The organism is Escherichia sp. WS1450, from assembly GCF_046487395.1.
GTDB lineage: Bacteria > Pseudomonadota > Gammaproteobacteria > Enterobacterales > Enterobacteriaceae > Escherichia > Escherichia coli.
In genome coordinates, this window is sequence record NZ_JBJQJO010000010.1 from 52,185 (window position 1) to 70,722 (window position 18,538).

An 18,538-nucleotide genomic window follows, 5' to 3' on the forward strand; every position below is an offset into this window, starting at 1 on the left:
GTGTCGCGGTCTGTTTATCGAATTAAATGCAGATATAAAAAAACCAACCGTAAAGGTTGGTTTTTTTTTGGGATTTTTGGTCGGCACGAGAGGATTTGAACCTCCGACCCCCGACACCCCATGACGGTGCGCTACCAGGCTGCGCTACGTGCCGACTCGTGGCTGCTAATACTACCGTTTTCCACACCGATTGCAAGTAAGATATTTTGCTAACTGATTTATAATTAATCAGTTAGCGATAAAACGCTTCTCGTCTGTCAGTACTTGCAATAACAAACTTAACTGTGGTTTTTCATCTTTCACTCTTTCACCACGTAAGTTGTAAGTACGGTATTTACCGTTATTGTTCAGCACCAGCGTCTTTTTCGGGGTGGTAATTGCCAGCGTATCGTTATCCGCGGCGGTAACCCAGTAATGACGGCGTTGAGGGTTGAACAAATCCTGACCTTGCGAATATTCGCTGGCAGGTGTGCTGACATGTAGCAGGCGTTGCATCAGCGTCGTCATCAGATCGGTATGATCAGTCAGAGCATTAATACGCTGCGCTGGCGTGCCTGGCCAGTGAATCACTAATGGTACCTGCAGATGACCGTGGGACCAGTCAAAGGTTTCTTCCTCTTCGCTCAGCGGAATACCCCGACCGGCAGTGATAATCACCACCGTATTGTCCAGTTTGCCAGAATCACGCAGTGCATTGAGCACGCGGTTGATCTGGTCATCGACATTGCCTGCCGCCCGGCTATATTTCCGTGCAAATGCCTGCTGATTGCTGTCGTCAATGTTAGTGCCATTGAAAGAGACCCACGAGAACCAGCGGTTATCTTCTTGTGCGTAGCGGCCCAGCCAGTTGATCCACTGCGTGGCGGTCTGCTCGTCGGATTGGGTGCGTACGCTCGGCATCGAGAAATCTGACAACAATGCCTGGCGATACAGCGGGCTGGTAAAGCCATCTGATGAGAATAACCCCAGCTGATAGCCTTGCTGATTAAGCGCAGTTATTAATGCCGCAGGCGTACGGGTCGACAGAATGCCGTCCATATAGCTCGGCGAGATGCCATAGAACAGGCCAAAGATGCCGTTGTCTGTAGTGTTGCCGGAGCTCATATGGCGCGTGAACGAAATATTTTGCTCAGCAAAACCTGCCAGCGCAGGCATCTGCTTCTCGAAGCGTGAGTAGTTCAGGCCATCGACAGTAATCAACAGCACATTCTGCCCGGTGCCCATATCGCGATAGCGCAGTTCGCTTAACGGATACTGAACGGAAACGGCGTCTGGATTACCTTGCTCAATGAGACGGCGTTGATATTCCTGCGCATCCAGCAGACCATGCTTCTCAAGAAAACGTCGCGCCGTCATTGGGTACGAAAGCGGCAGGTTAGCGCGCTGCATGGTGATCGGGCGATAGAAGTTGGCATCGGCCCAGATATACACCACATGCGAGGCGATAAAGGCGATAAATAAGAATGCGGCCAGCGGGCGCGCGAAGCGCCGACGACGCGTCAGGCTGCGTAGCTTTTGCCAGCTCCACGTCGCAAACACCAGTTCAAGCAATAAAATAACCGGCACGCTGATGAACATCAGCTGCCAGTCGCGCGCCATCTCATTTTCGTCAGGGTTGATAACCAGCTGCCAGACGATGGGATTAAGATGGAGATGGAAACGAGTAAAGACTTCGCTATCGATCAGTAATAGCGTCATTCCCGCCGTTGCCAGAATGACGGACAAAAACCTCATCAGCCTCTGGGAGCCGACGATAAAGGTCAGCGGGAAGAGGATCAGCAAGTAGGTGGCGAACACCAGGAAGCTGAAATGGCCGATAATGCTTACGTAGGAATAAATGCGACCAGCAAGCGTTGTCGGCCAGTCGGCGATAAACAGGTAACGGCTGCCAATGACGAGCGAAAGCAGAATATTGAACAGTGCAAACCAGTGCCCCCAACTGACCATCTGGGAGACTTTTTCACGGTAGCGCTGACGATGAGTTACCATAACCTGTTATCTGTTTCCCTTAGTGCGCTTTGTCTTCGTTGATAGAGGACTGTAAGGCGCGGGCAAAAGAGTTGGCAATTGCCTGGCGTTGGGCCGGGGCAATGCTGGTGTTGATAAGGTTAGTGACCATGTTGCCTAACACCATCAGGGAAAGGTCGGTCGGAGCCTTATGTTTTTCCAGTACGTTGAGCAGCTCTGCGAGCAATTGTTCAACCTGTTCATCACTGTAGCGGGAAATTTGTGGCATAAATCGAAATCAGTTAGTTGATGAAAGGGCAACATATTACCGTAGCAACGGTTTTTTTTCTGCTTTTTTATGCGTTAAATCATTCTCGTTACGCTGCCTTCTGTAAAATGACCGCCATCTTTTATTGCGTCGCTTAACCGGCGGTGGTTGAATACCGCCCGGTCTTAAAGGAGAGTTTATCATGAGTCTGGATATCAACCAGATTGCTCTGCACCAGCTTATCAAGCGTGATGAGCAGAACCTTGAGCTGGTGTTGCGCGATTCATTGCTGGAACCGACGGAAACCGTCGTTGAGATGGTGGCAGAACTGCATCGGGTCTATAGCGCCAAAAATAAAGCTTACGGCTTGTTTAGCGAAGAGAGTGAACTGGCGCAGACGCTGCGTTTACAGCGTCAGGGCGAAGAGGACTTTCTGGCATTTAGCCGCGCGGCAACCGGTCGCCTGCGTGACGAATTAGCGAAATATCCTTTTGCTGACGGTGGATTCGTGCTGTTTTGCCACTATCGCTATCTGGCGGTGGAGTATTTGCTGGTGGCAGTTCTGAGCAATCTGAGCAGTATGCGCGTTAACGAAAATCTCGACATCAACCCAACTCATTATCTTGATATCAATCATGCGGATATTGTTGCGCGTATCGATTTAACCGAGTGGGAAACCAATCCAGAGTCGACCCGCTATCTCACTTTCCTGAAAGGACGAGTAGGGCGCAAAGTGGCGGATTTCTTTATGGATTTCCTCGGTGCCAGCGAAGGGTTAAACGCGAAAGCGCAAAACCGTGGGCTGTTGCAAGCGGTTGATGATTTCACTGCCGAAGCACAACTGGATAAAGCAGAGCGACAGAACGTGCGCCAGCAGGTTTATAGCTACTGTAATGAGCAGCTGCAGGCAGGCGAAGAGATTGAACTGGAATCGCTGTCGAAAGAGCTGGCAGGCGTCAGCGACGTGAGTTTCACGGAGTTTGCGGCTGAAAAAGGCTACGAACTGGAAGAGAGCTTCCCGGCAGACCGTAGCACACTGCGTCAGTTGACGAAGTTTGCCGGTAGCGGCGGTGGCTTGACTATTAATTTTGATGCGATGCTGTTGGGCGAACGGATTTTCTGGGATCCGGCGACCGATACCCTGACCATTAAAGGCACGCCGCCGAATTTGCGCGATCAATTGCAGCGCCGGACGTCTGGCGGCAATTAATCGGTTTTGTGTTCTGAATGCCAGATGCGGCGTGAACGCCTTATCTGGCCTGCAAAAAATAGCAATACCGTAATCAGGCATAATTTGCAGAGACAAAAAACCCCGCCGGAGCGGGGTTTTTTACAACTTATTCAGCAATTAAGCGCGAACGAAGTCGATGTGCAGCAGCTTCGGTTTGTACGGGTGACGCTGTACGTCCTGAGCTTTAACTTTGATTTCTTTACCGTCAACAACGATGGTCAGAACTTCGCTGTAGAATTCAGCTTTAACTTGCATGTTCATGACTTTGTCGTGATCCAGTTCGACAGCCAGCGGCGCTTCTTTGCCACCGTAGATGATTGCCGGGAACTTGTTAGCGGCACGCAGGCGGCGGCTCGCACCCTTACCCTGCTCTTTACGTACTTCTGCGTTGATAGTAAACATTTCTTTCTCTCTTAAATTAATCCTGCTACAGGCGACCCAGCAACAGGTAAGTGATCTGCTTTGCGTATGCAAAAGCGGGCGAGATTCTATACTCAATCGCCTTATACATCAATCAAAACTACCATTAACCGCGTAATTCGTGCGCCCGACGAAAACGACCTTCGTAATCGAACACTTTTTCACGCACTTGCCAGTACTGACCTTTCATGCGGGCGACGACAAAATCCGGGTGTCGCAGTAATGCTTGCTGGGCGAGGATATCGGCGGCGGTGATCCAGCGCAGAGGGATGCCCGGTGTGCGCGTATGCGGGCGGATAAAAAGCTGCTCGAAGGCGGTACGCTGGGCGGGCGTTTGCAGACGGAAACGCTCACTCACATCCGCGCCGTCTTCATCGTAATAGGTGATTTTCAACCATTCGCCTTTCTCGTCGTGCCCATGCTGCAAAGACATGCCGCTACAGCGTAATACCAGCGCGTCTTTCAGTCGTAGCGCCGCTTTTAACATATCATCCGGGTCAACCAGAATGGTGTCACACTCGCGGCAACGGCGGGCGGCAATATCATTTTCTGCGTTACATTGCGGGCAATTTTTAAAACGGAAACGGAAGTCACACTGTTCGCGATGTCCGTCGTCATCTTCAAACCATCCCTGACAGCGACGACCAAAGTGTTCAATCAATGTCCCGTCAGCGGTCGTTTTCCCCCAAAAGGTGTTGGCAAAACCGCAGGCAGGGCAGAAAACCTGTACCGGGACGTTGTCACTTTTGCCTTTCGGTGTACCAACTTCCGGCGCGTAGAGGTCGTGAGGATTACCCGCATAATCAAGAATTAAGCAATCAGTCTTGCCAGGAGCGAGACGCAGACCGCGCCCGACAATTTGTTGGTAAAGACTCACTGATTCGGTAGGGCGCAGAATGGCGATAAGATCGACGTGCGGGGCGTCAAATCCGGTGGTCAGTACCGCGACGTTGACCAGATAGCGAAAACGCTGGGCTTTAAAATCTTCAATTAACACATCGCGCTCAGCGCCGGGGGTGTCGCCAGTAATCAGTGCAGCATCTTCGGCAGGCAGCAGTCCCACTATCTCCTTGGCGTGTTCAACGGTGGCGGCGAAAATCATCACTCCTTTACGCTTTTCGGCGAACTCCATAATCTGGCTGATGATGTGCGGGGTAATACGTTGCTGTTTTTTCAGCTCGCGGTTGAGATCGGCTTCGCTGAAAAGCCCGTTACTCTGTGCCTGCAAGCGGCTGAAATCGTATTGCACTACCGGCATATCCAGCCGTTCTGGCGGCGTCAGATAGCCGTGTTTAATCATATAACGCAGCGGCAGCTCATAAATGCAGTCACGGAAAAGGGCTTTCTCATCCCCGCGTACCATGCCGTGATAATGGAACTGATAAATCCAGCCTTTGCCCAGTCGAAAAGGCGTGGCAGTCAGCCCCAGCAGGCGTAAGTGGGGATTCACTTTGGTCAGGTGAGTGAGGATTTGCTGATACTGGCTCTCTTCATCGTCACCAATACGGTGACATTCATCGACAATCAACAGCGAAAATTCACCCTGAAAGGCATCAAGATTACGGGCGACCGACTGCACGCTGCCAAATACCACTTTACCGTGGCTCTCTTTGCGCTTTAGCCCGGCGGCAAAAATATCGGCTTCCAGCCCCAGCGCCTGATATTTTGCATGGTTTTGCGCCACCAGTTCTTTAACGTGTGCCAGCACCAGCACGCGACCACGAGCCAGCCGTGCCAGTTCCGCTATCACCAGGCTTTTACCTGCACCGGTGGGCAGCACGATAACGGCAGGGGTTTTATGACGACGAAAATGGTTGAGCGTGGCATCCACGGCTTCTTGCTGATATGGGCGGAGTGTAAAAATCATGGTCTCGCGTAGGTAGATTATTCTGCTAATAGTATGCCACGGATCTTTTTCCCTTGAGGGAAGTTATTAGACCGCTATACTGGGCAGACAACAGTTCAGATTTTCGGGTCAATGCCCGACCTCCGTTTTTACAGGCAAAATCACACACATGCGACTTGATAAATTTATCGCACAGCAACTCGGCGTTAGCCGTGCTATTGCCGGGCGTGAAATCCGCGGCAATCGTGTCACCGTCGATGGCGAAATCGTTCGTAATGCAGCGTTCAAACTGCTTCCTGAACATGATGTCGCTTACGATGGCAACCCGCTGGCGCAGCAACACGGTCCACGTTACTTCATGCTCAATAAGCCTCAGGGCTATGTTTGCTCCACGGACGACCCGGATCACCCAACGGTGCTCTATTTTCTGGATGAACCGGTAGCGTGGAAACTGCATGCCGCAGGGCGTCTGGATATCGATACCACCGGTCTGGTACTAATGACAGATGATGGTCAGTGGTCGCACCGCATTACTTCCCCGCGCCATCATTGCGAGAAGACCTATCTGGTGACGCTGGAATCACCCGTAGCTGACGATACGGCAGAGCAATTTGCTAAAGGCGTGCAGCTGCATAACGAAAAAGATCTCACTAAGCCGGCGGTGCTGGAAGTGATTACCCCAACGCAGGTTCGTCTGACCATCAGCGAAGGGCGTTATCATCAGGTGAAACGTATGTTCGCCGCCGTGGGTAACCATGTGGTTGAGCTGCATCGTGAACGTATTGGCGGCATTACGCTGGATGCTGATTTAGCCCCCGGTGAATATCGTCCGTTAACTGAAGAAGAAATTGCCAGCGTCGTCTAACTTTTCAATGACTTTCAGGAGCCCGTTGTGACCACCCGACAGCATTCGTCGTTTGCTATTGTTTTTATCCTTGGCCTGCTGGCCATGTTGATGCCGCTGTCGATTGATATGTATCTGCCCGCGCTACCGGTAATTTCAGCGCAGTTTGGCGTACCGGCAGGCAGTACGCAGATGACCCTCAGTACTTATATTCTGGGCTTTGCGTTGGGGCAGTTAATCTACGGGCCGATGGCAGACAGTTTCGGGCGTAAGCCGGTGGTGCTCGGCGGTACGCTGGTGTTTGCCGCCGCCGCGGTGGCGTGTGCGTTGGCAAACACCATCGATCAGCTGATTGTGATGCGTTTCTTCCACGGGCTGGCTGCGGCTGCGGCCAGCGTGGTTATCAACGCTTTGATGCGTGATATCTACCCGAAAGAAGAGTTCTCGCGGATGATGTCGTTTGTCATGCTGGTGACGACCATTGCACCGCTGATGGCACCGATTGTCGGCGGTTGGGTGCTAGTGTGGCTGAGCTGGCATTACATCTTCTGGATCCTGGCATTAGCGGCGATTCTGGCTTCGGCAATGATCTTCTTTCTGATCAAAGAAACCTTACCACCGGAGCGTCGCCAGCCTTTTCACATTCGTACCACTATTGGTAACTTTGCGGCGCTGTTCCGTCATAAGCGTGTCCTGAGTTATATGCTGGCCAGCGGTTTCAGCTTTGCCGGGATGTTCTCGTTCCTGAGCGCCGGACCGTTTGTCTACATTGAAATTAACCACGTCGCGCCGGAAAACTTTGGTTATTACTTTGCGCTAAACATTGTTTTTCTGTTCGTGATGACTATCTTTAACAGCCGCTTCGTCCGCCGAATTGGCGCGTTAAATATGTTCCGCTCGGGGTTGTGGATACAGTTTATTATGGCGGCGTGGATGGTCATCAGTGCGCTGCTGGGGCTGGGATTCTGGTCGCTGGTGGTTGGCGTTGCGGCGTTTGTGGGCTGCGTGTCGATGGTGTCATCCAATGCGATGGCGGTCATTCTGGATGAGTTTCCCCATATGGCGGGAACGGCATCTTCGCTGGCAGGAACCTTCCGTTTCGGCATAGGGGCAATTGTTGGCGCATTGCTTTCTCTTGCGACCTTTAACTCTGCATGGCCGATGATTTGGTCAATTGCATTCTGCGCAACCAGCTCCATTCTCTTCTGTCTGTACGCCAGTCGGCCGAAAAAACGGTGATCTATTGCACAACGAGGAAGCTAAAAGGCTTCCTTTGTTGATGCATGTCAACCATAAATCCATCATTCCCCCGATATATGTTTATTTTATGTAAAATCAATTTATGTAAAAAGTCACATCATTGTAGTTAAAAAGGTTGAGTTAGATCGCAGAAACGGGTACATATAGCCCCGCAAACGTGACCACGCCCGCAGATATTATTTAAATCAGAGCCATAGAGGCCACGCTGGCGAGGCATCAATCTTTACGATCTGTATAAAGACGGATTGTTGATGATGTGTTAAAATTGATGTAAACAAATTGTGAAGTAAATGTGCTTCCGGGGAAAATAAGTGACTTCATTACAACTCTCAATCGTCCATCGACTGCCGCAGAACTATCGCTGGTCTGCTGGTTTCGCAGGTTCGAAGGTTGAACCGATTCCGCAAAATGGACCGTGCGGTGACAACAGCCTGGTGGCGCTTAAATTGCTTAGCCCGGATGGTGATAATGCATGGTCGGTGATGTACAAACTAAGCCAGGCGTTAAGCGACATCGAAGTTCCATGCTCGGTGCTGGAGTGTGAAGGTGAGCCGTGCCTGTTTGTAAATCGCCAGGACGAGTTTGCAGCAACATGCCGATTGAAAAATTTTGGTGTGGCAATTGCCGAACCCTTTTCAAACTACAATCCTTTTTAAGCGTCAGCTCAACGCCAGTAGCTGACGCGTATACTCCTGCTGCGGTGCGGCAAACACGCGCGCGCACGGTCCTTGTTCCACTACTTCCCCTTGTCGCAGTACGATAACCTGATGACATAACGCGCGGACAACGTGCAAATCGTGACTGATAAACAAATAGGCCAATTGATGCTTCTGTTGCAATGATTTCAATAGCGTCAATATTTGCGCCTGTACCGTTTTGTCGAGCGATGATGTTGGTTCATCAAGAATGATCAGCGAGGGCTTAAGAATTAACGCCCTGGCAATCGCAATACGTTGCCGCTGACCACCAGAGAACTCCGCCGGATAACGGTGGCGTGTTTCAGGATCTAATCCCACTTCATGCATCACGGCTATCACTTGTTGTTCGCGTTGTGCGGCGGAAAGCGTCGGCTGGTGAACCCGTAAGCCTTCCTCAATAATCTGCAAAACGTTGAGCCGTGGGTTGAGCGAGGAGTTTGGATCCTGAAATACCACCTGAATGCGATGACGAATAGGTAACAGCTGGCGGCGATTTAAATTTTGCAGTGGCTGACCGTCAAAGATAATGCTGCCCTGAGAGTTAATCAGTCTCAGCAGCGCCAGTCCCGTCGTGCTTTTCCCGGAACCGGACTCGCCCACTAAACCCAGTGTTTCACCCGCCCGTAGCGTAAAACTGATGTTTTTCACCACCACATTATGATCCACAATGCGCTTCAAAATCCCTTTGCGAATGGGGAAGGCAACCTGCAGCTGTTCAACATCCAGCAACGTTGAGGCAGGTTCTGGCAATGGTACCGGGTCGCCTGACGGTTCACTGTTGAGTAGCTTTTGTGTGTAAGGATGAGTGGGTGAGGCAAATAGCGTAGCGGCGTTATTTTGCTCGACACAGCGACCGTTTTGCATTACCGCCACGCGATGGGCCAGTTTTCTGACAATGCTGAGGTTATGAGTAATAAACAGCATACCCATATTCAGCTCGCCTTGCAGTTCGCGCAACAGCTGTAAAATCTGCGCCTGAACAGAGACGTCCAGTGCGGTGGTTGGTTCATCGGCAATTAATAATTCCGGTCGCGTTAACAGCGCCATCGCAATCATCACCCGCTGGCGTTCGCCGCCGGAGAGCTGATGCGGATAATCTGTCAGCCGTTTTGCCGCCTGGCGGATACCGACGCGATCAAGGCAGTTAAGAATTTCGCCACGAGCCGCTTCCCGACGCATCCCGCGGTGGAGTGAAAGCACTTCATAAAGCTGTTTTTCCAGGGTATGCAATGGATTTAATGACACCATCGGCTCCTGAAAAATCATGGCGATCTTATTACCGCGTACACCGCGCAACGTTTGATCGCTGGCATGAAGCAGCGATTCGCCATGAAAACGAATATCGCCGGAGAGATATTCAACCGGCGGGGAAGGGAGCAGGCGTAAAATTGACAGCGCGGTAACGCTCTTACCTGAACCAGACTCACCCACCAGCGCCAGCGTTTCGCCAGCCTCAATCTGAAGTGAAACATCATTGACTACTGTACGTACGGTTTGCTGATGGCGAAAACCCACCGACAAATTTTCAATCGCTAACAGAGTTTGCGTCATGCTACACCGCCTTATTAGGATCAAATGCGTCGCGGACGGCTTCACCAATAAAGATCAGCAAAGACAACAATATCGCCACCGACAAGAAGGCGGTGATCCCAAGCCACGGGGCCTGAAGGTTATTTTTCCCTTGTAACAGCAGTTCGCCGAGTGACGGTGAACCGAGCGGCAGACCGAAGCCGAGGAAATCGAGTGAGGTCAGGGTGGTGATCGAACTACATAAAATAAACGGTAAAAAGGTGAGGGTAGCGACCATGGCATTTGGCAACATATGACGCAGGATGATACTGCGATCGCTGACGCCAAGCGCCTGCGCCGCGCGGATGTAGTCGAAATTACGGGTACGTAAAAACTCCGCCCGCACCACGCCGACCAGACTCATCCAGCCAAACAAGACGGTAATTACCAGCAGCCACCAGAAGTTAGGCTGTACGACGCTGGAAAGTAAAATAATCAAAAACAGCGTCGGCATCCCCGACCATACTTCAATAAAACGTTGCCCCCAGAGATCGACTTTACCGCCGTAATAGCCTTGTAGCGCCCCCGCCAGCACGCCCATCACGCTGGAGCAGAGGGTCAGCATCAGGCCAAACAGAACTGAGATCCGCGTGCCATAGAGAATACGTGCCAGCACATCGCCGCCATTGGCATCCGTTCCCAGCCAGTTTTGCCGGGAGGGTGGGGAGGGGAAGGGCTTGTCGGTAGAAAAGTTGATACTGGTAGCGCCAAAGCGAATCGGTGCCCACAGTACCCAGCCTTTATCTTCCAACCGCTGTTTCAGCCACGGGTCCTGATAATCAGCCTGGCTTGCCAGCGGGCCGCCAAAATCGCTTTCGCTGTAGTTTTTCAACAACGGGAAATACCAACTGCCGTCATAACGCACCAGCAACGGTTTATCGTTGGCGATCAGTTCAGAACACAAACTCAAACCAAACAAAACGAGGAAAATCCATAACGACCAGTAGCCGCGACGGTTATGACGAAAACGCGCCCAACGGGCCTGATTGACGGGGCTGAGTCGCGACATTAACGTCCCTCAAAATCTATACGCGGATCGACCAGCGTATAGCTGATATCACTGACAATATTCAGCAGCAGGCCAATCAGGGTGAAAATATACAAGGTACCAAACATTACAGGATAATCGCGCGAGACGGTCGCTTCGTAGCCCAGTAAGCCAAGACCATTGAGTGAAAACATCACCTCAATCAGCAGCGAGCCGGTAAAAAACATGCTGATAAACGTCGCCGGAAAACCGGCAATCACCAGCAGCATGGCGTTGCGGAACACATGTTTCCAGAGAATATTTTTTTCACTTACCCCTTTCGCACGGGCGGTCACCACGTATTGCTTGCGCACTTCATCAAGGAATGAGTTTTTTGTCAGCATGGTCAGCGCCGCAAAGCCGCCAATCACTGTCGCCAGCACCGGCAGCGTGATATGCCACAGATAATCGGTGATTTTCTGATACCACGGCAGCGAATCAAAGTTAGCGGAAACCAGGCCGCGTAGAGGGAACAGGTCGAAATAGCTGCCGCCTGCGAAGAAGACAATCAGCAGGATGGCAAACAAAAAGGCCGGAATGGCGTAGCCGATGATGATAAATGCGCTACTCCAGACGTCAAAGCGGCTACCATTATAAACAGCTTTGCGAATGCCTAACGGAATCGACACCAGATAGATAATCAGCGTGCTCCACAATCCGAGGGTGATGGAAACCGGCAGACTGTCTTTAATCAGCGTCAGCACTGAGGCGCTGCGAAACAGGCTATCGCCAAAATCAAAGCGGATGTAGTCCCAGAGCATTTTGAAGTAACGTTCGTGGATCGGCTTATCGAAACCGTAGCGATGAGTGATCTCGGCGATCACTTCTGGATCTAATCCTCGTCCGCCACGGTAATTACTGTCGCTGATATTGCCGACGCCCGTTTGCGCATGGCTGGCGCGAACACCTTCACCGCCTGCGCCGGGTAATACTCCGGCATTACCAAACTCAATGGCGGCGATAGCCTGGTCGACCGGACCGCCAGGCGCAATTTGCACGATGAAAAAGTTGATAGTGATAATCGCCCATAACGTTGGGATCACCAGCAACAGACGGCGAATCAGATAAGCGCCCATCTACTCTCCCTGTAGTCTGGCTGACGGCAGTTTGGCCGCTTTATTAACGTCATACCACCAGGTATCGATACCCAGGCTGTAAACAGGGCGCACTGCGGGTTGAGAGAATTTATCCCACCAGGCGAGACGGTCTTCCGCCATATACCACATTGGCAGCATGTAATAATTCCACGTTAATACGCGATCCAGTGCTCGCCCCAACGGCAGTAATTTTTCTTTATTTCCCTGCGCGGCAATAATTTGGTTGATCAGCGAGTCGATAACCGGGCTTTGCACGCCGGGGGCATTATAAGTGGAATTGATATATTCCGATGACCAGGAAATCTGTAAATCGGAACTGGGCCACGGCATCGCCCGCCATACGCGCGGCATCATGTCATAGTCGCGACTGCGCATGCGGTTGGTGATTTGCGAGTTATCCACTTTGCGAATGTCCATGTTGATACCCAGCCGTTGCAGGCTGTGCTGGAACGGCAATACCCACTGACTATTGCTGCTCGAAGGTAGCAATAACTCAAATCTGAGCGGCTGACCCGTTGTGGCATTTACGCGTTGCTGACCCTTCAGCACCCAGCCCGCTTCGTTGAGAAGTTTGTCGGCTTTTAACAGGTTGTCACGATCGTAGCCATCGCCTTTGGATACCGGCGGCTGGTAGATTTGCGTGAAGACTTCTGGCGGTAGATCTTTTTTCATTGGTGCCAGAAGCACCAGCTCCGCGGCGTCGGGGTAATTTCTGGCCGCGTATTCGGTATTCTGAAAATAACTGTTCGTGCGACTCCAGGCATTGTAAAACAACGCTTTGTTCATCCATTCAAAGTCAAAGGCGAGAGTGATCGCTTCCCGCACCCGGCGATCGCTGAATACCGGACGTTGGATATTAAACGCCAGCCAGCGCGTATCCTGGGCTGATTCGTTCTTTTGCTCATCTTTGATGATGTATTTCTTATCGAAATTTTTACCGGTATAGCGCGTGGCCCAGTTTTTGGCGTCGTTTTCCATACGCAAATCAAAGGCACCGGCTTTAAACGCTTCAAAGGCGACATTATCATCGAGGTAATAATCGTAGCGAATGGTGTCGAAATTCCAGCGTCCACGGTTTACCGGTAAGTTTGCTGCCCAGTAATCTTTCACGCGGGAATAGACAATATTTTGCCCCATTTTCCAGGACGTAATTCGGTACGGACCACTGGCAAGCGGAGGCGTGGCGAGCGGGTCGCTAAGTTTGTGATTCTTCCAGTACTTTTCTGGAAATACCGGCAGCGAAAACAGACTCAGCATATCTTCTTTGCCGGGTTTAGCTAACTCAATACGCACGGTTAATGGTGCAATGGCTTTGACGGTGGTGCCTTTGTAGACCAGACGAAATTGCGGCACGCCTTCGGTCATAAATTTTTGAAAAGTAAACTCTACATCGCGGGCAGTAATGGGCGAACCATCATGAAAACGGGCGCGCGGATTAATAGCGACCTCCACCCAGGAATAATCGTCAGCATAGCGTGCACTTTCAGCAATCAGCGGGTAATAACTGCCTGGTTCGTCATCGGAAGTCGTAAATAGCGTGTCGTACAGCTGCTCGGTGCGTGCGCCCGGGTTGCCGCGCAGTGCATAGCGGTTGAAATTATCGAAGGTGCCGAGGGCTGACAACGTTATCTGCCCCCCTTTTGGCGCGGCGGGGTTCACATAATCAAAATGGTTGAAATTAAAGGCGTACCGGGGTTCGCCCAGCACGGCAAAGGCATAGCTTTCCTTGATAGCCTGCGCCTGCGCACCGAAGGTGAACAGAGCGATAAACAGCAGCAGTATGCGCACAATCATCTGCAACGGATTTCCTTTTACTCATCATTAGCCGCAATCCGGCATGCTTTCACTATGAATAATAAGGGACGTAAGCACACCTTACCACTGCGGCGTATACGGTTTCTTCAGCCAGCGGACAAAATCGTCCAGCGGTAACGGGCGACTAATCCAGTAGCCTTGCATGAAATTAACGCCGCGTTCGCTTAGCCATCGCGCCTGTTCCGGCGTTTCGACCCCTTCAGCAACCGTAAGCATATTGAGACGTTTCGCCAGCGTCAGCACCGCGTCAAGTACGGGTGAAGTGATCGTTTCCGTACCGATGGCGTTGATAAATCCACGGTCAATTTTCAGATAATCGAGCGTAAAACGCTCAAGGTAGATAAGCGCGCTGTGCCCGGTACCGAAGTCATCAATAGCAATTTCTATGCCGACCGAGTGTAGCCAGGCAAAGAGTTGCGTGGCTTCTTGCTCTTTCAGCATATCGCGCTCGGTAATTTCCAGCACAATCTGGAAGTGGTGCGCGGGTAGGGAAGTGAGCAGTTTCTGGATATCTGCTTTAAAGCTTTCGCTGTGCAGATGGTCCGGCGCAATGTTAATGCCAAATTTGACGCCTACCGGCAGTACTTTTTCTAATTCTGCGGCATCGCGGGCAATTAACTCAAACAGGTGCTGAGTCAGCGGCACAATCATCTTTTGCGATTCGGCAAAGTTAATGAAGGCATCCGGGGGAATTTCTCCCGCGACAGGATGCCGCCAGCGTAGCAGTACTTCCAGGCCCGTTACTCGCAAAGATTGTGTATCCACCACCGGTTGATACGCCACGTAAAATTGTTCGCGCTTGATGGCGGCCATGATTTCTCTGCCGGGGCGCATACGTACGCTCATCAGGTAATAGCAAAGCAGGCCAACGACAGTTCCACTCATGCCGCCCAGTAAAAATGCGTACCACACATCGTTCCATGTCCAGTCATCTGCATAAAGCCGAACGGTCAGAGGAATGCCCGCAATTTTAGTTTCACGGACCGGCATGTCGGTTAATTCATTAACATTCATCAAACGTGACGAAAAGGTAGATAGCGCAGTATTACCAATAATGAGGGCGACACCATCGTAATCTTCCTGCCGTGAGCTATAGAAGAGTGAAGGTGTCAGATTGAGATTCAGCGCGGCAAACACGCCACTATTTTTCAACAACGGGTTGCGATACCAAATGACGATTGCGGGTTTGTTCGGCACCATCGGCGTGCCGGGTAAGATCGCCATATCGACGTTTTTATTAATGTCGAGCGCCGGAATCAATTCATTGAGTGGAATGTCCATCTCACCAGTCGCAGATGAACAGAATGTTTTTTTATCTTTTACCAGCACAAACGTACGGACATTCATGCTAAACGCCGCGCGGGCAGTCAGTTCGGGGTTAGCCTGCTGGCAGGTATCTAAGGTCAGCGGCTGGAGCCGGTCAGTAGTGGATTTCAGGTCGGCAAAATAGGTATCGAGATACTTTTGTACGTCGGTAATCAGTGTGTCGTATTTGACTTCGTGCTTATGCCAGGCCACTAAAAACTGAAGGCAGCTCACCAGTATCGCAATCATCACGCCTGCAACAATGCAGGTAAGCAGGAGCTTACGTCCAGAATTGGGAGCGCGTATGAACATGATTCCGTTAATTTCCTGAAATTACGACAACATTTAAAAGATAACAATGACCGGACTATAGCCTGGATCAAGACGCGGAAACATCATTTTCTCTGATGAATGAAAACAAAAAAGCACTGCCTAAGCAGTGCTTTCAGTTAACTCGTCAGGATAGCCAAGGGATTGCATCCAAACGGTTTATTAGCTGCGGCTGAGAACCCGGCGTGCTTCGTTGTAACGCTTCTTCCAGTACGGTTCATTCATGCTGGAAATAATAACACCACTGCTGGTGGAAGCATGGACAAACTGATTGTTGCCGATATAAATACCGACATGGCGTCCCGTTGAACCGGCACGGAACAGAACTAAATCACCCGTACGCAAATTACTGCGGGAAACAGATTTACCCATTTCCTGCTGTTCGTAAGTCGAACGCGGAAGTTCTAAGCCAAATTGCTCACGGAATGTACGCTGTACGAAACCAGAACAATCGATACCTTTTTTAGTGCTGCCGCCCAGACGATAGCGTACGCCTTTCCAGTCAGCATACTGATCCATAATTCGCGATTTTACGTCGACATTACGAACCAGGTTTTCAAATTCATCCTGAGAAGCTTGCAGTGATGATGTTTCACTACCCACTGCACGTGTCTCAGGATGCATATTCTTTGCGGTGTTATTTGCACTACATGCAGAAAGCAGAACCGCTACTGCAATCGCGGGGATCCCGCGCAAGATATATCTCAAAATCGGTTGAGATTTGACCATGTTGTTTGTTTTCCCTTGAAGTCCTTAACGACAAATATCGTTATAAAAAAATGCCAAGCGACACGAGACTAATTACCTGGGCATGTTGAAACAATTCCTTAAGGCCAAATCTGTGGACTAACGCACAAAATTATATGCTGTGAGGATAATCTACCGCCGAGGCAAAACGAGTTCGAGATTACCCGATTGGTGCGGTCTTGGCGAGCGGTTTTACATGATTTTTTATAAGAAAAAGTGATACAGAAAGTTAATAAGCGGGATTGGTCAATTAAAGTACGATTGAGTGAAACGCATGCAATCCATTCATTTACTTAGAGAATGATTTTTGCGCGCGATGGATGAAAGCACGGTGCGCATCATCAGGATTATCCTCACTATAAAAATAACCCTGATGATGTTAATTACTGTGAGTTATTTGTTTTGGAAATGTTTGTTTTTTCCCGGTAGTGATTTGTCAAAAAAGGTGATTAATCGATCACTTAATGGCGTCAGCAACACCCAGGGCAAACCGATCAATATCACGGTCATCGAACCTACAATGATGTCAGTAAACCAGTGTGCGCCAATCATTACTCTGGGAAATGCAAAAACCACAAAAATAATAAGGGCGATAAGGCCTGCAACTTTGCCGAAATAACGCCACATGAATGCCGAAAAAATAAGCAGCATCATACCGTGATCGCCGGGAAAGCTATCTCGTGAGGCATCTTTCGTGGGGACAGAGAGCAGTTCGCTGACGCGGTTAATATTGGTAAAAGTCAATGTTGGGCTGGCCCGTTTTACAGGAATTAATGCCTGACCCAGCTGGTTTAATACCACTGCAGTTAATAGCATGACCAGACCAATAATCACGATACGTCGTCTGCCAGGGGCGTTTTCTTTCAGCCAGAAACTCAGCATCAACATTCCCATCGCCAGCAGAGAACAACCGTCGAAAGCGCGATTGTTGGTCAATGCAACCAGCCACAAAAAGGCCTTACTTTCGACCAGTTTCTGATTAAAGAAATAAAAAATATCCGCATCAATCGGCAACCAGAATCCATGATTAACGGGAATATACCAGGAAAGAAACAGCGCGAGGCCGACAATATTCAACAACACTATTTGCGGCAAATTTTTAATCATATTTTCTCTAATTATCTTACTGAAAAACGCAGGCAACCTTACGCGGTAGTCGCTAAACGAAGCTTCAACAGCGCGCTCTGCAAGGCATTCCAGTCAGCTTCGCTGCTGGAAATCAGCTCAATACGACTGTCCGGTGGCGCAACGTTTTGCGTTTCAATGTGCAGGTCATCGCCCTGACGGTTGATTCGCACCAGCCCTTCGGGAATACGCATCACGCCTTTGACGCGTTCCACCGGTGCAAGTCGCGCCCATTCCAGAATGCCAATGGTGTCGAATACCGTATCAGCGTCGAATATCCAGCCACAGGCCTGATATCCTTGCCCGCTGTTCAGACTGCGACGCCAGCGTTGATGCTCTGGCAGGCTTAACGCTGCTAACCCTTTTTTCACGCCATGCTGATGAGAATGCGCGGCGCTGGCGGGCAACTCGGCTAAATTGCGACGCGGCAAATCCAGAAGATGACCGTCAACTTTCCCATGCTCACTGTGAATTAATTGCCGATCGCCACCATTTTGCTGCCACCAGCGCTGTAGCGCTTGCTCACTTTCGGGCGTCGCATGGTCGGATTTATTGGCGACAATGATGTCTGCGGCAGCCAACTGGTCACGGAAGTTTTCATTGCTGGCGCTTTTTTCGTCCAGCAGCAGGCGTGGATCGAGAATGCACAAGGTGGCGCGCAGATCTATCCACGGTTCATAGACTGGCGCGGTTAAGAGATCGAGGATCTGTTTCGGATGGCCCAGCCCGGTCGGCTCTATCAACAAGCGGTCTGGTTTTCCCTGACGCAGTAAGGTATTCAACCCTACCTGCATGGGTAAACCATTAACGCAGCACATGCAGCCGCCGGGGATCTCTTTCAGCAGTGCGCCGCTATCGGCGAGCAAAGCACCATCAATTCCGACTTCCCCAAATTCATTAACCAGTACCGCCCATTTTTCGTTGGGATCTTTATGGGCTAACAGATGAAGAATCGACGTGGTTTTCCCGCTGCCGAGAAAACCGGTGATGAGGTTGGTCCTGGTCACAA

At 50.6% G+C, this 18,538-nt stretch carries 16 protein-coding genes and 1 tRNA gene; 4 read left to right on the forward strand and 13 right to left on the reverse strand.

Features of this window, described 5'->3' with window-relative positions; translation table 11 throughout:
- Positions 1-77: 77 nt before the first annotated feature.
- The 3 genes from ACJHYR_RS13920 to ACJHYR_RS13930 form a co-directional block, all read right to left on the reverse strand.
- Positions 78-154: transfer RNA gene (locus ACJHYR_RS13920), tRNA-Pro, on the reverse strand.
- Between the two features lie 74 nt (positions 155-228).
- Positions 229-1,989, reverse strand: coding sequence for an LPS biosynthesis-modulating metalloenzyme YejM (gene yejM, locus ACJHYR_RS13925; RefSeq protein ID WP_000256203.1), 1,761 nt, complete (start codon positions 1,987-1,989; stop codon positions 229-231).
- 19 nt (positions 1,990-2,008) lie between these two features.
- Positions 2,009-2,236, reverse strand: coding sequence for a YejL family protein (locus ACJHYR_RS13930; protein ID WP_001135667.1), 228 nt, complete (start codon positions 2,234-2,236; stop codon positions 2,009-2,011).
- Positions 2,237-2,417: 181 nt separating this feature from the next.
- On the opposite strand from ACJHYR_RS13930, the gene yejK reads away from it, so the two are divergent.
- Positions 2,418-3,425 (forward strand): nucleoid-associated protein YejK, encoded by a 1,008-nt coding sequence (yejK, locus tag ACJHYR_RS13935; RefSeq protein WP_001544737.1) that lies wholly within the window; start codon positions 2,418-2,420, stop codon positions 3,423-3,425.
- A gap of 138 nt (positions 3,426-3,563) precedes the next feature.
- On the opposite strand, the gene rplY is transcribed toward yejK, so the two are convergent.
- Positions 3,564-3,848 carry a 50S ribosomal protein L25 gene (rplY, locus tag ACJHYR_RS13940; protein ID WP_000494186.1) on the reverse strand — a complete coding sequence of 95 codons (285 nt, stop codon included), beginning with the start codon at positions 3,846-3,848 and terminating at the stop codon, positions 3,564-3,566.
- Positions 3,849-3,972: 124 nt separating this feature from the next.
- A complete protein-coding gene (locus ACJHYR_RS13945; protein WP_000578075.1) occupies positions 3,973-5,733 on the reverse strand; it encodes a DEAD/DEAH box helicase in 1,761 nt (586 codons plus the stop codon).
- Positions 5,734-5,881: 148 nt separating this feature from the next.
- Here ACJHYR_RS13945 and rsuA point away from each other — a divergent pair, with 148 nt between their 5' ends.
- The 3 genes from rsuA (at position 5,882) to ACJHYR_RS13960 (ending at position 8,472) form a co-directional block, all read left to right on the forward strand.
- The gene (gene rsuA, locus ACJHYR_RS13950; protein WP_001234850.1) at positions 5,882-6,577 is read left to right on the forward strand and encodes a 16S rRNA pseudouridine(516) synthase RsuA; all 696 of its coding nucleotides are present in this window, start codon (positions 5,882-5,884) and stop codon (positions 6,575-6,577) included.
- Between the two features lie 27 nt (positions 6,578-6,604).
- Positions 6,605-7,795, forward strand: coding sequence for a multidrug efflux MFS transporter Bcr (bcr, locus tag ACJHYR_RS13955; RefSeq protein WP_000213361.1), 1,191 nt, complete (start codon positions 6,605-6,607; stop codon positions 7,793-7,795).
- A gap of 332 nt (positions 7,796-8,127) precedes the next feature.
- A complete protein-coding gene (locus ACJHYR_RS13960) occupies positions 8,128-8,472 on the forward strand; it encodes a YejG family protein (protein ID WP_000202798.1) in 345 nt (114 codons plus the stop codon).
- A gap of 3 nt (positions 8,473-8,475) precedes the next feature.
- Here the strand turns inward: ACJHYR_RS13960 and yejF are convergent, their stop codons facing one another.
- From yejF to yeiR, 8 genes are all read right to left on the reverse strand, one after another.
- Positions 8,476-10,065: a microcin C ABC transporter ATP-binding protein YejF gene (yejF, locus tag ACJHYR_RS13965; protein WP_000194914.1), complete on the reverse strand. Its 1,590-nt coding sequence runs from the start codon at positions 10,063-10,065 to the stop codon at positions 8,476-8,478.
- 1 nt (position 10,066) lies between these two features.
- Positions 10,067-11,092, reverse strand: coding sequence for an ABC transporter permease (locus tag ACJHYR_RS13970; RefSeq protein ID WP_001590366.1), 1,026 nt, complete (start codon positions 11,090-11,092; stop codon positions 10,067-10,069).
- On the reverse strand, positions 11,092-12,186 hold the full coding sequence (locus ACJHYR_RS13975) for a microcin C ABC transporter permease YejB (protein WP_000501604.1): 1,095 nt from the start codon (positions 12,184-12,186) through the stop codon (positions 11,092-11,094). The genes ACJHYR_RS13970 and ACJHYR_RS13975 overlap by 1 nt, the downstream gene beginning before the upstream one ends.
- A complete protein-coding gene (locus ACJHYR_RS13980; RefSeq protein ID WP_059327975.1) occupies positions 12,187-14,001 on the reverse strand; it encodes an extracellular solute-binding protein in 1,815 nt (604 codons plus the stop codon). It lies immediately after the preceding gene.
- An 81-nt stretch (positions 14,002-14,082) separates the two neighbouring features.
- Complete coding sequence (locus ACJHYR_RS13985) at positions 14,083-15,639, reverse strand: cyclic di-GMP phosphodiesterase (protein ID WP_039720150.1); 1,557 nt, start codon at positions 15,637-15,639, stop codon at positions 14,083-14,085.
- A 180-nt stretch (positions 15,640-15,819) separates the two neighbouring features.
- The gene (gene mepS / locus ACJHYR_RS13990) at positions 15,820-16,386 is read right to left on the reverse strand and encodes a bifunctional murein DD-endopeptidase/murein LD-carboxypeptidase (RefSeq protein WP_000241011.1); all 567 of its coding nucleotides are present in this window, start codon (positions 16,384-16,386) and stop codon (positions 15,820-15,822) included.
- Positions 16,387-16,797: 411 nt separating this feature from the next.
- Positions 16,798-17,511: a Kdo(2)-lipid A phosphotransferase gene (gene lpxT, locus ACJHYR_RS13995; RefSeq protein ID WP_001297918.1), complete on the reverse strand. Its 714-nt coding sequence runs from the start codon at positions 17,509-17,511 to the stop codon at positions 16,798-16,800.
- A gap of 38 nt (positions 17,512-17,549) precedes the next feature.
- A complete protein-coding gene (gene yeiR, locus ACJHYR_RS14000) occupies positions 17,550-18,536 on the reverse strand; it encodes a zinc-binding GTPase YeiR (protein WP_072837471.1) in 987 nt (328 codons plus the stop codon).
- Positions 18,537-18,538 lie beyond the last annotated feature (2 nt).

Excerpts from the sequence above, each read along its gene's own strand:
- yejM (WP_000256203.1), bottom strand. The coding sequence starts at position 1,989 with ATGGTAACTCATCGTCAGCGCTACCGTGAAAAAGTCTCCCAGATGGTC.
- ACJHYR_RS13930 (WP_001135667.1), bottom strand. The coding sequence starts at position 2,236 with ATGCCACAAATTTCCCGCTACAGTGATGAACAGGTTGAACAATTGCTC.
- yejK (WP_001544737.1), top strand. The coding sequence starts at position 2,418 with ATGAGTCTGGATATCAACCAGATTGCTCTGCACCAGCTTATCAAGCGT.
- rplY (WP_000494186.1), bottom strand. The coding sequence starts at position 3,848 with ATGTTTACTATCAACGCAGAAGTACGTAAAGAGCAGGGTAAGGGTGCG.
- ACJHYR_RS13945 (WP_000578075.1), bottom strand. The coding sequence starts at position 5,733 with ATGATTTTTACACTCCGCCCATATCAGCAAGAAGCCGTGGATGCCACG.
- rsuA (WP_001234850.1), top strand. The coding sequence starts at position 5,882 with ATGCGACTTGATAAATTTATCGCACAGCAACTCGGCGTTAGCCGTGCT.
- yejF (WP_000194914.1), bottom strand. The coding sequence starts at position 10,065 with ATGACGCAAACTCTGTTAGCGATTGAAAATTTGTCGGTGGGTTTTCGC.
- ACJHYR_RS13970 (WP_001590366.1), bottom strand. The coding sequence starts at position 11,092 with ATGTCGCGACTCAGCCCCGTCAATCAGGCCCGTTGGGCGCGTTTTCGT.
- ACJHYR_RS13975 (WP_000501604.1), bottom strand. The coding sequence starts at position 12,186 with ATGGGCGCTTATCTGATTCGCCGTCTGTTGCTGGTGATCCCAACGTTA.
- ACJHYR_RS13980 (WP_059327975.1), bottom strand. The coding sequence starts at position 14,001 with ATGATTGTGCGCATACTGCTGCTGTTTATCGCTCTGTTCACCTTCGGT.
- ACJHYR_RS13985 (WP_039720150.1), bottom strand. The coding sequence starts at position 15,639 with ATGTTCATACGCGCTCCCAATTCTGGACGTAAGCTCCTGCTTACCTGC.
- mepS (WP_000241011.1), bottom strand. The coding sequence starts at position 16,386 with ATGGTCAAATCTCAACCGATTTTGAGATATATCTTGCGCGGGATCCCC.
- lpxT (WP_001297918.1), bottom strand. The coding sequence starts at position 17,511 with ATGATTAAAAATTTGCCGCAAATAGTGTTGTTGAATATTGTCGGCCTC.